This window comes from Acinetobacter sp. UC24323 (assembly GCF_024151445.1).
GTDB lineage: Bacteria > Pseudomonadota > Gammaproteobacteria > Pseudomonadales > Moraxellaceae > Acinetobacter > Acinetobacter baumannii.
In genome coordinates this window covers 324,989-339,615 of record NZ_JAHIBY010000003.1, presented here as the reverse complement: position 1 = coordinate 339,615, position 14,627 = coordinate 324,989, and the positions used below count along the sequence as shown (strand labels likewise).

Below are 14,627 nucleotides of genomic sequence, written 5' to 3'. Positions count from 1 at the left end.
AAAGTCATAAATAAAAAAGCAGATCAATCGATCTGCTCATTTCCAACGCGTTGTCTAAATTTCTGACCCGCTCTGAAGGTAACTACACGGCGTGCAGAAATCGGAATTTCTTCGCCAGTTTTCGGATTACGTCCTGGACGCTCGCGTTTATCTCTAAGCTCGAAATTACCAAAACCAGAAAGCTTAACCTGCTCGCCCGCAATAAGCGCTTGGCTAATTTCGTCAAAGAACAACTCGACCATTTGTTTTGCTTCACGGCGATTTAAGCTGGTTAACTCACTTAAATGATCAGCCATGTCTGCTTTAGTTAATGCTGTCATGAGGCCCTCAATGTCGCTTGATAAGTGTTTTCCAACACTTGGATTATATTGTCCATACCAGATTTAATTTCAGCATCTTCAAGCGTACGTGAAGGATGTTGCCATAATAACGCAAACGCTAATGAGCGTTTACCTTCTTCGACACCCTGCCCCGTATACACATCGAATAACCAAGTAGAGTCTAAAAGCTCTCCACCAGTTTTTTCGATTAACTGCTGAATATCTCTAACATTTATATTATCAGAGATTAAAAGCGCAATATCACGTCTAACCGAAGGAAAACGTGATAATTCTGTAAAATTAGATACATAAGATTGCAAAACAGCAGCCTGATCAAGCTCGGCAACCCAAGTTGTGCTCAAATCTAGTTCGTTTTCTAAAGATGGATGCAAGCGGCCTAGGTAACCAATTGATTGGCCATCAACTAAAATTTCAGCAGATTGCCCTGGATGCAACCATGAACGCTCTGAACGTACATACTCAACTTTGACACGTCCAGCAGCTAAAATCTCTTCTACTTCACCTTTAAAATCGAAGAAATCCATTGGCTGTGGCTTAGCATGCCATGATTCAGGTTCACGAGAACCTACGGCAACTAAAGCCAATGTAGGAATTTGCTTCAGATCCTGAATAGAATTAGCATTTTGATAATCAAAACGCAAACCTAGTTCAAAGAAACGTACACGGCTTTGCTGACGGTTTAAATTATATTGTACACAAGGGATTAAACTCGAAAGCAATGTGCTGCGCATTGCAGCCAAATCACTAGAGATTGGATTTGCCAACATTAACGGACTTACTTGCGGGTTCAATTGCTTTTCAAGTTTTGCATCAGCAAAGCTAAAGCTAATCGCTTCTTGATACCCTAAAGTGACTACCGTTTGACGTAACTGCGCGATTTCAAAACGATCTTGGTACTTAGCAAGTTGAACATCCATACTTGGTAAACTGATCTGAATATTGTCATAACCATCAATACGTGCAACTTCTTCAATCAAATCTTGATAAATTGCCATATCGTAGCGATGTGATGGTGGAACTACGCTCCATTCACCATTCGCTTGAACAGTGACTTCACAACCTAATCGAGTTAATGCATCTGTAATGAACTCTGCCGCTACTTTGTAACCCAACAACTGGTCTACTTGAGCTTGCTTAAGTTCAATCGCTTCACGTTTCGGAAGTAAATTAGATTTTTCAACTACAGTAATTGGACCGAACTCACCACCCGCCAACTCTTGAATAAGCTGAGAAGCACGGTTCATCGCAATTAACGGCAATTCAAAATCTACACCGCGTTCATAACGTTGTGAAGAATCTGTATGTAAACCAAAGCGACGAGCACGTCCAGCAATCGCAAGCGGAGCAAAAAATGCGCTTTCCAAGAAGATATCAGTCGTATCATCAGTTACGCTTGATGCTAGACCACCCATGATACCAGCGATTGCTAGTGCTTTTTGGTCATCTGCAATAACCATCACATCATCTTGTAGTTCAACTTCTTGATCATTTAAAAGCTGTAACTTTTCTTGTGGCTGAGCTTGGCGAACATGTACAGTCCCTTCGATTTTAGCTAAATCGAAAGCATGCATTGGCTGACCCAATTCCATGAGGACGTAATTCGTTACATCAACTAAAATACTATGAGTACGAATTCCTGAACGTGCTAAAGCTTGTTCCATCCACTCTGGGGTCGAAGCTTTAACATTTACATTTTTAATGACACGTCCTAAGTAGCGTGGAGCACCATCCGTGTTGATGACTACTTTTTTCTCATCAGTAATTGTCGCATCAACTGATTTGATTTCAGGCTCATTCATTTGCAGTTGGTTAATCACTGCAACTTCACGTGCGATACCACGAATACTAAAGCAGTCACCACGGTTTGGTGTAATACTAATATCGATGACATTATCATCAAGTTTTAAGTATTCACGGATGTTTACCCCTACTGGAGCATCGGCAGGTAACTCAAGTAAACCATCGATTTTATCTTCAAGGTCAATTTCAGAAGCACCGCACAACATACCTTGTGACTCGACACCACGAAGCTTACCTTTTTTGATTTTAAAATCACCCGGTAATATTGCACCAATAGTTGCCACAGGTGCTTTCATCCCAGCACGAACGTTAGGAGCCCCACATACAATTTGTAAAGGCTCACCTGAACCAATATTCACTGTTGTTACACGCAGACGGTCTGCATCAGGGTGCTGCTCAACTGTTAGAACTTCACCAACCACAACTCCAGTGAATGGCTTAGCAACAGGTGCCAGTTCATCTACTTCAAGACCAAGCATAGTCAACTGATCAGATAATGTATCACTATCAATTGCTGGGTTAACCCATGTGCGTAACCAATTTTCGCTAATCTTCATCTTTATAAAACCTTATTTAATCCTGAAAAAATGTTAGGCAAATTGGCGTAAGAAACGCACATCATTTTGATAGAACATACGCAAGTCATTAATGCCATAACGCAACATTGCAAAACGTTCTACCCCTAAACCAAAAGCAAAGCCTTTGTATTTATCAGGATCAATACCCGCAGCACGCAATACATTTGGATGCACCATGCCACAGCCTAATACTTCTAACCAACGTCCACGCTCATCCATGATATCTACTTCTGCACTAGGCTCTGTAAATGGGAAATATGAAGGGCGGAAACGTACTTTTAAATCTTTCTCAAAAAATTCATTCAGTAGGTTAATCAATAAACCTTTTAATTCAGCAAAGCTGGTGTTCTCAGCAACGTATAAGCCTTCGATCTGATGGAACATTGGCGAATGCGTTTGATCCGAATCACAACGGTAAACACGGCCAGGGCATACGATACGAATTGGCGGCTGGCTTGTTTCCATAGTACGAATTTGCACACCAGAAGTATGCGTACGCAACAAATGGTTTGCATCGAAATAGAATGTATCATGCATAGCACGTGCAGGATGGTGCCCAGGAATATTTAATGCTTCGAAGTTATGATAGTCATCTTCAACTTCTGGTCCTGTAGCAACCGTAAAGCCAGCTTTAGTAAAGAACTGGCAAATTCGTTCTTGCACTTGAGTAACAGGATGAACTGTACCAACGCGCTGTCCACGGCCTGGCAAAGTAATATCAATGGTTTCACTTGCTAATTTTTGCGCCAGTGCAGCTTGTTGTAATGCTGTTTGACGTTCAGTTAAAGCGTTATTAATTGTTTCTCGAACAGCATGAATCGCAGCACCTTGTACTTTACGTTCTTCAGGGTCCATTTTCCCTAATGCTTTCGATTGTTCTGCAAGCTGGCTTTTTTTCCCTGTAAATTGCACACGCACCTGATCAAGTGCAACAAGGTCTTGAGCTGCTGCAATGGCAGCAAGCGCTTCTGTGGTCAGGGCTTCCAGTGACATAGTAACTCTCAAAGCAACAAATTTAAAAATATAATAAAACACTGCATTCTAACAGTTTTTCACCGTATTGATGAAGTTTATCCATCATGAAAAATGTATTAGGCAACAAAAAGATAAAACGTATAAAATAATAGCATCGTCAATGAGATCAATTATTATGGCGCTTAATCAGATTTGGAAACAACAACTTACACTTGTGACCTATGGTAACGAATACCTACGTCAAAATTTAAGTTTTAGCCAATGGCGACAACATCATATTTTTGACCAGCATAGTTTTCAATTTCGTGACTTAATTTCACAACATTTACTTGCTCAACATTTCCAAGTTTGGTTAGAAGCACTCAAAAAACAAGGGACGACTCAAATCTCTCTTCACCTATCTACTATTTTAAATGAAGAGCAAAACCCGAATAGTAATGTCGAACTTTTACCTTATGCTCATTTTATTGTAAGTCATCAAAACAATAAGAAAATCGCATGGATTTTTGGACATGAGCTTGCCGAATGGTACAGCAGCGATAACGAGTTTGAGCCGCCTCTGACTCAACGCAGCGATTTACGCTTAGAGACTTTCTGGCGTTTTGAATTGAATGAAAAATTATCTAAAAAAGTTGAAGCTGACTTAAAAGCACCTCAATGGGATGAAATTGCAGACTTTATGGAAACTGAGTTATTTCGAAGTAAGTATGCAGCAGGTTTTGAAGAACCAGAATTTCAGAAAAAATATTTTGATGGGTCAACACATCAAATTTCGGTAGAGCATCAACCAACTCTTGCTCTTATTCCTGAAAGCTACCCAGCAGATTATGCACATCAACTCCTCTACCGCACTCAGGCTTTATCAGATTATTTAGAGCAGAAAAAACGCACCGCAAATGATCCTTTAGGGGAAGACTTAGACCAAGAACAAATTATTAACTTAAGAAACTTTACCCACAAAACTGACGACCTATTTGCAAAACTTATTGTGAAAGCAGCAAATCATTATCAAATAGCTCAATTAAAACCTGTTGAGAAACCTTCTCCTTTTGATGCAACGAATGAGTCCGCAGCTCATTTAAAAGTACCTCATCACAAAGCTGGAGGAACAGGGGTAATCAAGCTTATTGTTCTGACAATAATTATTTGTGCTTTAGCCTATTATTTTGGGTTATAAATTTAGGGCTTAGCTTTATATCATGATTAGCGATTATTGGAAATTTGCATTTGGCTTTCAATACAACACCCAATTATATTTAGATCATAAAATTGATTACCATGAGCTTCGACATTATTGGAGCATTCACACTCATCAATTATTTTATGTACGTGATTTTAATTCCAATAAATTACTTTATGATTCTATTGATGGCTTGGTAATCGATCTTGCTCGGCAAGGTTTTAAACAATGTAAACTCTACCCTTTTGACATTCTTTTTTCAGCAACAGCTTTAAATCCTCATCCTATTTTTGAATTTTCTCAACATAACTATCCTGTCATCACATTACAAAACAATGATAAAGTGATTGCCCTTGCTCAGATTGAATATGAAAAATATTTAGAAATCGAGCCTATTGGTGATCCTCGTGAATTTTGGGGTATAGCCTCTAGTCAACGCTATACAAATCAACTACTCTGTATGAGTATCATTGAACTAAGTCCTCAACAACAAAAAGCCTGTAACCAATTTGGGCAAATGCACCATTGGGATGATTTTATTGAAAATATTGTAAAAAATCTAAAACAACACCCTATGGCACAGTACATTTATTTTAATTTTAAAATGGTAAATAACCTCTATTTAGATCAGTATGATGAAGAGAGTTTTCCTCTACTCGAACAACCTATGCCTCAACCCAATTTGGGCTTTAGCCTTATTCATCTTTTTGAACAAGTCCAGTCGAGTTTTAGCTCTCTTATGCATCCTCACAATGATAGCTCGCCCTATCAAAACTTTAGTCATGAACAATATCTTCAACTCTCTGAATATCAAGAAATCATTCATCAACAATTCGTTGAACTTATTTGCTATACAGCAAATCATTTACAATCTGCCACATCAATCACAGTACAACAAAAAGAATTGTTAAATCAGCTACATCTTGCTACGTCAGACCTTCCAAATGTTGTTTCTACATCAAGGGATTCAGATCAAATACCAAATACCGCGATCGAAATGCAAGAACCATCTATGACTACATTACAAGCAATCACCTCTATCGCACTATTTTTATTGATTGTCTTCGTATTGTTGTATGTACTGTACTGGTTAACCATACAATTTAAATTTGTGCAATTTGTATTAATAATCTGTGGCGCTATCAGCTTTTTATATATTTTATCAAAAAAATAGATATAAAAAAGACCGCTAAAAAGCGGTCTTTTTTTGAATCTCTAAGCTTATGCAGCTAATGCGCCTTTAGCTTTTTCAGCTAAAGCAGCAAATGCTACTGCATCATGCATAGCGATGTCAGCTAATACGCGACGGTCGATGATCACTTGAGCTTTTTTCAAGCCATCGATCATACGGCTGTAAGACAAACCGTTTTGACGAGCACCAGCGTTGATACGCGCAATCCATAGAGCACGGAATTGACGTTTCTTCTGACGACGGTCACGGTAAGCGTATTGACCAGCTTTGATTACCGCTTGGAACGCTACGCGGTAAACGCGTGAACGAGCACCGTAGTAACCTTTAGCGCGAGCAAGAATTTTTTTGTGACGGCGATGAGCCACTACACCACGTTTTACACGAGCCATTTATAATCTCCTTAGATGTATGGGCACATACGACGAACTGAAGCAACGTCACTTACGTGAACCATTACACAGCCGCGCAATTGACGGATACGCTTAGCAGATTTTTTGGTCAAAATGTGGCGCTTGAATGCTTGTTTGCGCTTAAAACCGTTTGCAGTCGCTTTGAAGCGTTTAGCTGCACCACGGCGAGTTTTTAACTTAGCCATAGTAACCTCTTTTGGGCACCTGTTCGGCACGACTGCACCATTGCAAAATCGACCTGCAGGTAAGGAAGCGCGTATTTTATAGTATGCTGACTAAAATTAAAACTATTCCTAGAATTTTTTTAAATTAATCCCTTTAGAAATGAGAGAAACCTATCTCTTTTTTAGATGAATATAATCGGCAATAATTTCAGCATCGCTGCTTATTTACCCCTATAATATGGGCAAATTATCAACATACGATATTTCAAATGCAGAAACATGATGCATTCGCTGCCCTGCGCTATAGAGATTTCTCAATTGTCACCATTAATCAATTTTGCTTAACATTAGCAATTTTGATTCAAGAAATTATTGTTGCCTATTCACTTTATCAAATTACCAAAGACCCTTTAACTTTAGGTTTAATTGGACTAGCAGAAGCCATTCCATTTATTGCCCTATCGCTTTGGGGTGGTTACTTTGCTGATAAATTTAATAAACAGGTCATCATGAAAATCTGTTTATTTTTCTCAGTACCTCTTCCTTTAGTTTTATGGTTACTGTTCCATCTGCATGGGTTGGGTCATATCAGTGTAAATTTCCTTTCTTGGGGTATTTATGCGGTTATTTTTGGTTTGGGCACCATACGTGGTTTTTATAACCCTTCTGCTACGTCCCTAAAACCATTTTTAATTCCACGTGAGCTTTATGCAAATGGTGCAACATGGACAACTATTGGTTGGCAGAGTGGTGTAATTATTGGGCCTATGCTCGGTGGGTTCATGCTCGCTTATTTAGGCAAAGAAACCAGTCTTTTTAGTGTTGCCGGTCTACTTAGTATCTGCTTTATTCTCATTAATTTATTACATAAGCGTAGCTTTCCTAAAATTGAAACTGCCAATGTTCTAGAAAGCTTAGGCGATGGCTTTCGCTTTATTTGGAAAACCAAAATAGTTCTTTGGGCGATTTCTTTAGACCTTGCCTCTGTTTTATTTGGTGGTGTAATCGCTCTACTCCCTATTTTTGCCGAAGATATTTTAAAAGTCGGTCCTGAAGGCTTGGGTTACTTGCGTGCAGCTCCTTCTATTGGTGCGCTCATTACTATGATTGCTTTAACTCGTTTTCCGCCAACTCAGCACGCATGGCGTAATATGCTACTTGCAGTTGCAGGGTTTGGTGTATTTACAATCCTTTTCGCGTTCTCGAACAACATGTGGTTATCACTATTTGCGTTGGCGATGACGGGTGCTTGCGACAGTATTTCGGTGGTAGTTAGACAAACCATTTTGCAAATATTCCCACCAGAAAATATGCGTGGTCGCGTAGCGGCTGTAAATGGAATGTTTGTCTCATCAAGTAATGAGCTGGGTGCATTTGAATCAGGCTTGGCTGCCAAATATTTGGGTACTATTGCAGCGACTATTTTTGGTGGTTGTATGACTCTTGCAGTGGTGACATTCTGTTGGCTAAAAACCAATGATCTTTTTAAAGTCGATATTACTAAAAGCTCAGAAAATTAGTTAAATCATTTTAATAAAAGCATCTTCGGATGCTTTTATTTTAAATAAAACCTGTAATTACCCAATAAATGAAAATATAACGCCCAGCTTTAGCAATAAGGACCATAAATAAAAAACGCCAAAAATTTTCTTTGAATAAGCCAGCAACCAAAGTAATAGGGTCTCCAATCACAGGTGTCCAACTTAAAAGCAGCGAATAAAAGCCATATTTATGATAAAAGCGTTGGGCTTGTTCTAAACGTTTTGCAGAGACTGGAAACCATTTTTTATGTTTAAACTGTTCTATTTTTAAACCTAACCACCAGTTCACACATGAACCTAGTACATTTCCAAAAGTAGCAATCAAAATGAGAAGAAAAGCTGAATGCTCACCTTTTAATAGTAAAGTAGCGAGTACAGCTTCTGATTGTAGCGGTAATAAGGTAGCCGCCCCAAAAGCACTCAGAAAAAGTAAAAAGTAACTTAGCATGTTAAATTAGACCAAATCACCTTTCACCTTATTCATTACCCTACCAATAAACTTAGATGACTTTAATTGATAATGCTTTTTGTACTGCAGGGCGTGCTGTTAAGCGAACAATGTATTCTTGTACATACGGGTAATCCTCTAATTGAATCCCCTGCCATTCATAACGCAAAATCCAAGGTAGAATTGCCATATCAGCAATTGAGTATTCCCCTGCAACAAACTTCTGACCAATGAGCTGTTTATTCAACACACCATATAAACGCTTAGTCTCATTTACATAGCGGTCTATAGCATAGGGAATTTTCTCTGGTGCAAAGCGGTTAAAATGATGATTTTGTCCCAACATAGGACCTAAGCCACCCATTTGCCACATAAGCCATTGTTCCACTTCAACTCGCTCTTGCTCGTCTGTCGGGTAGAACAATCCAGTTTTTCGTCCTAAATACTGCAAGATCGCGCCTGATTCAAATACTGAAATTGGCTCACCACGTGGACCATCTTGGTCAACAATGGCAGGAATTTTATTATTCGGAGAAATTTTCAGGAAGTCTGGTTGAAATTGATCATTTTCTAAAATATTAATTGGGTAAAGGGTGTAATCCAGTCCCATTTCTTCTAAGGCAATTGTGATTTTATGTCCATTGGGTGTGCCCCAATAATATAGATCAATCATTCTATTTTCCTATTCATCGTTATCATGACTGCGTCTTGCGTTATATCATGTTTTGGGTAATACAATGATATTTCCAACACCAAAAAACACATAAAATTTGAGAATAACTTTGGCTTAAAACGATATTAAACGTCAGTTTAAGAAAATAGGACTAAAAGATGAGAGGCATAAAAAAGCACTGCTTTTGCAGTGCTTTTTTTGAGTGTTACTTTTTCTTTTTCGGTCCAAGTAACATACCCATTTGTCGACCTTCCATTTTCGGTGCTTGCTCTACAACCCCTAACTCAGCTACGTCTGCTTCAATTTTTTGCAATTGAGCTAAACCAAGTTGTTGGTGAGCCATTTCACGACCACGGAAACGTAAGGTGATCTTAACTTTGTTGCCTTCTTCAAGGAACTTCAGAATAGCACGAAGCTTAACTTGATAATCACCTACATCAGTTGCTGGGCGTAGTTTGATTTCCTTCACTTGCACTTGATGCTGTTTTTTCTTGGCATCTTTTTGCTTCTGTTTCAGGTCAAACAAGTGCTTGTTGTAATCCATGATTTTACAAACAGGCGGCTCAGCGTTTGCGACAATCTCAACAAGGTCAAGATCTGCATCCTCAGCAGCACGCAGTGCTTCATTTAATGAAACAATTCCTTTTTGCTCACCATCAGCGCCGACAAGGCGTACTTCTTTTGCACGGATCTCATCGTTAATTGCTGGACGGTTACTCTTTGCACCTTGTTGTTGGTTACGGTCAGGCTGTTTAATCTTTCTTACTCCACAATATACCGGCCACGTTCGGCGACGGCAGATTTCACTAAGTCAATGAAAGCATCCACTGACATAGTACCTAAATTTTTTCCTGAGCGAGTACGTACATTCACTGTACCTTCTTCAACTTCTCGATCACCAAGAACTAACAGGTAAGGAATGCGCTCTAGAGTACGCTCACGAATCTTAAATCCGATTTTTTCATTTCTCAAGTCAGAAATAGCACGAAGACCATTTTCCTTGAGTTTTGCCACAACTTGCTCACTTGCTTCAGCTTGAGAATCAGTAATATTCATGACACATGCTTGTACAGGTGATAGCCAAGGCGGCATAAAACCAGCGTAGTGTTCAATTAGTATACCAATAAAACGCTCAAAACTACCAAGAATTGCACGGTGCAACATGACAGGTTGATCACGCTCGTTTTCTTCAGTTACATAAGAAGCATCTAAACGAACTGGCAAGTTGAAGTCACACTGAATGGTACCACATTGCCATACACGACCAAGACAGTCTTTTAAAGAGAACTCAATCTTTGGACCATAGAATGCGCCTTCACCCGGCTGCAATTCCCATTCAAGACCAGCTGCATCTAAAGCATCTGCCAAAGATTTTTCAGCTAAATCCCAAAGTGCATCATCCCCTACACGCTTTTCTGGGCGAGTAGATAATTTCATTTGAACTTCTTCAAAGCCAAAGTCTTTATAAACATCTAAAGTGAGTTTAATAAAGTCTGCAACTTCTTTACCGATCTGTTCTTTAGTACAGAAGATATGCGCATCATCTTGAGTAAAACCACGAACACGCATAATACCGTGTAAAGAACCAGATGGCTCATTACGGTGACAAGAACCAAACTCAGCTAAACGAATTGGTAAATCACGGTAAGACTTTAATCCTTGGTTAAACACTTGAACGTGACAAGGACAGTTCATTGGTTTTACAGCATAGTTACGACTTTCAGAATGAGTCGTAAACATGTTTTCTGCATAGTTTGCCGCATGACCAGATTTCTCCCAAAGCGTAAAATCTACGATTTGCGGAGTTTTGATTTCTTGGTAACCATTGTCTTGCTGAACTTTACGCATGTACTGTTCTAGTACTTGATAAATAGTCCAGCCATTTGCATGCCAGAACACCATACCCGGTGCTTCTTCTTGCATATGGAACAAGTCTAACGCTTTACCAATTTTACGGTGATCACGCTTTTCAGCTTCTTCAATACGCTTGATGTAAGCTGCTAACTGTTTTTTATCAGCCCAAGCAGTACCATAGATACGTTGAAGCTGTTCATTCTTCGCATCACCACGCCAGTAAGCACCAGAGATTTTAGTAAGCTTGAATGATTTTAAGAATTTTGTGTTCGGTACGTGCGGACCACGACACATATCTACATATTCTTGGTGGTAGTACAAGCCCATTGCTTTTTCTTCAGGCATGTCTTCCACAAGACGTAATTTATATTCTTCGCCGCGGTCAGTGAATACTTTGATGACTTCATCACGCGGTGTCATTTTTTTGATAACGTCATAATCTTGATCGATGAGCTTTTTCATACGCTCTTCAATCGCTGCCATATCATCTAGTGTAAAAGGACGTGGCATCCAGATATCGTAATAGAAACCTTCTTCGATGACCGGACCAATCACCATTTTTGCTTCAGGGAAAAGCTGTTTTACTGCGTGCCCTACAAGGTGTGCACAAGAGTGGCGAATGATCTCAAGACCTTCTTCATCTTTTGGAGTGATAATTTGTAAGGTCGAGTCTTCGGTAATTAAGTCACATGCATCAACTAAGCGATCATTTACTCGTCCAGCAACGGTATTTTTTGCTAAACCAGGCCCAATACTTTGAGCGACTTCCATAACAGATACAGGGTGATCAAAACTCTTTTGATCGCCATTTGGCAATGTGATAATTGGCATAAAAAAAATCCTTAAGGAGTGATGCCCTATACGAAGGAGCATTTCACCGCGAGATTATGATCGAGGCAAGCCTCAAAATATAAAAACGGTGTAAATCAAAATTAAAAAACCTGAAAGATTTTACACTTGTTCAAGCCAAGTGAAAACCTTTGTACTCATAAAATCATAAATACATTTTGCTTATACGGTAAACAGCAATAAATGACTTTAATAAAGACCTAGCTAAATTTTCAGAAATACATAAATAGGATAATTATTCATCAGAACTGATTTAAGATGTTGAAAATAGCATTTCTGCTCATTTTCTGACTGGGAGGTATTTCTCTTTAAGACTAAAGCATTAATGCTTTGATTACTATTAAGCCATATTTTCAAAGAATGAATTAAAAAATAGAACACGGAGTTGTTTCACATGGTTAGTGCCTATAACGAATTACCACGCACACCCGCAAACTTTGTTGCGTTATCCCCTTTGCGCTATTTAGAGCGCGCAGCTTATATCTACCCAGACCAAGCTTCTATTATTCATGGCAACCGTCAGATTTCATGGAAACAAACTTATCAGCGCTGCCGTCAATTTGCATCTCAGCTTCAACAATTAGGCATAGTTAAAAATGATACGGTTTCAGTTTTACTGCCAAATGTACCAGCAATGATTGAAGCACATTTTGCTGTACCAATGGCGGGTGCTGTTCTTAATACCCTAAATACCCGTTTAGACGCTAAAACCATCGCTTTTATGCTAGAGCATGCTGAAACTAAAGTACTTTTAGTTGACCCCGAGTTTGTTAATTTAGCAAGAGAAGCTTTATCGCTCATTCCTAACCAACATATTATTGTGATTGATGTTGCGGATGAAGAGTATGAAGGCGAAAACCAATTCCTTGGTTCTTTCGAATATGAGGAATGGTTAGCTCAAGGCGATGCCAATTTTGAATGGCAATTACCTGAAGATGAGTGGGATGCAATTAGTTTAAATTATACCTCTGGAACCACTGGAAATCCTAAAGGAGTGGTTTATCACCACCGAGGTGCATATTTAAATGCAGCAAGCAATATTTTAGCCTGTGGTATGAAACCCCGTGCTGTTTATTTATGGACACTTCCTCTTTTTCACTGTAATGGTTGGTGCTTTGCATGGAGTATTGCAGCAAGTGGCGGAACCAATATTTGTCTACGTAAAGTTGACCCAGAACTGGTGATGCAGCTTATTGCCAAACATAAAGTTGATTACTTCTGTGGCGCTCCAATCGTCCTATCTATGATTATTAATCTGCCTAAGGAAAAGCAGCCAAGCATAGAACATCATGTTGAAGTTATGGTAGCAGGTGCTGCTCCACCTGTCGCTGTCATTGAAGGTATGCGAAATATTGGGATTAATGTCAACCATGTGTATGGTTTAACCGAAACCTATGGACCATCTGCGCTTTGTGCTTCTCAAGCGGGATGGAGCGACCTCTCCATTACCGAGCAAGCGCAACTACACTCTCGTCAGGGTGTACCTTATCCTTTACAAGATAGTATGCGGGTGTTAGATCCTGAAACGATGCAGCCAGTTCCAAATGACGGTGAAACCATGGGAGAAATCATGTTCCGTGGCAATATTGTCATGAAAGGATATTTAAAAAATCCAAAGGCAACTGAGGAAGCTTTTGCAGGTGGCTGGTTCCACACTGGAGACTTAGCGGTTTGCCACCCAGATGGTTATGCAAAAATTACTGACCGCTCTAAAGATATTATTATTTCAGGTGGAGAAAATATTTCATCTTTAGAAGTCGAAGACGTTTTATATAAACATCCAGCAGTTTTAACAGCCGCTGTTGTGGCAAAACCTGACGAACGTTGGCAAGAAGTACCATGCGCATTTATTGAATTAAAAACTGGGGCTAGTGTCACGCCTGAAGAAATTATTGAGCATTGTCAAAAAGAACTTGCGCGCTTTAAAGTTCCTAAAGATGTGGTGATTACTGAAATTCCAAAAACCTCAACAGGTAAATTGCAAAAATTCATCTTGCGCGAATGGGCAAAAGAACGTGCTTAACCTGAACTCTATAAAAATAAAAAAGCGGCTTATCTAACGCCGCTTTTTTATTAAAAACTGTATTAACCTTGATCGGACAATAGAGCAACCTGTTGTACATAGTTAATAAATTTCATTTTAGTTGCTTCAAGATCTGCTTCTGCAACTTGCTGGGTTTTATCACGATTAATTCTTAACACATGCTGGCGTAAAGTATGTCGCTCGGATGCATTATAGATTTTGCTAAACTCATTGATTGCAGGATCGCCCTGCTCGATCATACGATCCACCCAACGCATGAGTTGAGCTTGTTTCTTCGCGCCTTGCTGAGGGGTCAAATAAGACAAAATGACTGTTTCATCTTCATTGCGCAAGAGTTTACCAACACGCTGAAACTGACGACGGCGCGCTTCGAATGAACTAATATTCTGAACTTCCAAAAGAGCATCAATTAAACGCTCATCAACAGGAAGTTTTTGAATTTGTTTGATAGAAAGTTGTGCTAACTGCTCACCTAAAGCAGCCATACGTTGAACTGCTTTTTTCTGTTCGGTTTTACTTGCACGTCCTTCTAAAGAATCAAAATCTTCTTCAGTATAACGCTTGGGACGACGTGCCAC

General features: G+C 39.3%; 14 protein-coding genes and 1 pseudogene. 4 read left to right on the top strand and 11 right to left on the bottom strand.

What is annotated here, in order from left to right; genetic code table 11:
• Positions 1-23: 23 nt before the first annotated feature.
• From KNQ97_RS06700 to pheS, 3 genes are read right to left on the bottom strand one after another with little or no spacing between them, the layout of a single operon-like run.
• Entirely contained in the window at positions 24-320 is a 297-nt protein-coding gene (locus KNQ97_RS06700; RefSeq protein ID WP_000126166.1) for an integration host factor subunit alpha, read from the bottom strand.
• A complete protein-coding gene (gene pheT, locus KNQ97_RS06695) occupies positions 317-2,698 on the bottom strand; it encodes a phenylalanine--tRNA ligase subunit beta (RefSeq protein WP_253611998.1) in 2,382 nt (793 codons plus the stop codon). Before pheT ends, KNQ97_RS06700 begins: the two co-directional genes overlap by 4 nt.
• A gap of 33 nt (positions 2,699-2,731) precedes the next feature.
• Entirely contained in the window at positions 2,732-3,712 is a 981-nt protein-coding gene (pheS, locus tag KNQ97_RS06690; RefSeq protein ID WP_000050953.1) for a phenylalanine--tRNA ligase subunit alpha, read from the bottom strand.
• Positions 3,713-3,869: 157 nt separating this feature from the next.
• On the opposite strand from pheS, the gene KNQ97_RS06685 reads away from it, so the two are divergent.
• Together KNQ97_RS06685 and KNQ97_RS06680 are read left to right on the top strand one after the other, a co-directional pair.
• On the top strand, positions 3,870-4,871 hold the full coding sequence (locus KNQ97_RS06685; RefSeq protein ID WP_125268074.1) for a hypothetical protein: 1,002 nt from the start codon (positions 3,870-3,872) through the stop codon (positions 4,869-4,871).
• A 22-nt stretch (positions 4,872-4,893) separates the two neighbouring features.
• Positions 4,894-6,048 carry a hypothetical protein gene (locus KNQ97_RS06680; protein ID WP_005112076.1) on the top strand — a complete coding sequence of 385 codons (1,155 nt, stop codon included), beginning with the start codon at positions 4,894-4,896 and terminating at the stop codon, positions 6,046-6,048.
• 47 nt (positions 6,049-6,095) lie between these two features.
• On the opposite strand, the gene rplT is transcribed toward KNQ97_RS06680, so the two are convergent.
• The 3 genes and pseudogenes from rplT to KNQ97_RS06665 all read right to left on the bottom strand — a co-directional run.
• Positions 6,096-6,455, bottom strand: a complete 360-nt coding sequence (gene rplT, locus KNQ97_RS06675) for a 50S ribosomal protein L20 (protein ID WP_000124858.1) — start codon at positions 6,453-6,455, stop codon at positions 6,096-6,098.
• 11 nt (positions 6,456-6,466) lie between these two features.
• Positions 6,467-6,661, bottom strand: coding sequence for a 50S ribosomal protein L35 (gene rpmI / locus KNQ97_RS06670; protein ID WP_001096359.1), 195 nt, complete (start codon positions 6,659-6,661; stop codon positions 6,467-6,469).
• Positions 6,649-6,768, bottom strand: a pseudogene (locus KNQ97_RS06665) (hypothetical protein); the annotation flags it as partial. The gene rpmI and the pseudogene KNQ97_RS06665, both read right to left, overlap by 13 nt.
• A 141-nt stretch (positions 6,769-6,909) precedes the next feature.
• Here KNQ97_RS06665 and nreB point away from each other — a divergent pair.
• Entirely contained in the window at positions 6,910-8,160 is a 1,251-nt protein-coding gene (nreB, locus tag KNQ97_RS06660) for a nickel resistance MFS transporter NreB (protein ID WP_253611997.1), read from the top strand.
• 40 nt (positions 8,161-8,200) lie between these two features.
• Here the strand turns inward: nreB and KNQ97_RS06655 are convergent, their stop codons facing one another.
• The 4 genes from KNQ97_RS06655 to thrS form a co-directional block, all read right to left on the bottom strand.
• Positions 8,201-8,629 (bottom strand): YqaA family protein, encoded by a 429-nt coding sequence (locus tag KNQ97_RS06655; RefSeq protein ID WP_103236104.1) that lies wholly within the window; start codon positions 8,627-8,629, stop codon positions 8,201-8,203.
• A gap of 52 nt (positions 8,630-8,681) precedes the next feature.
• Positions 8,682-9,302: a glutathione S-transferase N-terminal domain-containing protein gene (locus KNQ97_RS06650; protein WP_000566575.1), complete on the bottom strand. Its 621-nt coding sequence runs from the start codon at positions 9,300-9,302 to the stop codon at positions 8,682-8,684.
• 205 nt (positions 9,303-9,507) lie between these two features.
• Positions 9,508-10,059, bottom strand: coding sequence for a translation initiation factor IF-3 (gene infC, locus KNQ97_RS06645; RefSeq protein WP_012297364.1), 552 nt, complete (start codon positions 10,057-10,059; stop codon positions 9,508-9,510).
• A gap of 5 nt (positions 10,060-10,064) precedes the next feature.
• Positions 10,065-11,987, bottom strand: coding sequence for a threonine--tRNA ligase (gene thrS / locus KNQ97_RS06640; protein WP_001121792.1), 1,923 nt, complete (start codon positions 11,985-11,987; stop codon positions 10,065-10,067).
• Positions 11,988-12,399: 412 nt separating this feature from the next.
• Between thrS and KNQ97_RS06635 the strand changes: the two genes are divergently transcribed.
• Positions 12,400-14,028, top strand: a complete 1,629-nt coding sequence (locus KNQ97_RS06635) for an acyl-CoA synthetase (RefSeq protein WP_000253052.1) — start codon at positions 12,400-12,402, stop codon at positions 14,026-14,028.
• Positions 14,029-14,090: 62 nt separating this feature from the next.
• Here the strand turns inward: KNQ97_RS06635 and yjgA are convergent, their stop codons facing one another.
• Entirely contained in the window at positions 14,091-14,627 is a 537-nt protein-coding gene (gene yjgA, locus KNQ97_RS06630) for a ribosome biogenesis factor YjgA (protein ID WP_000124014.1), read from the bottom strand.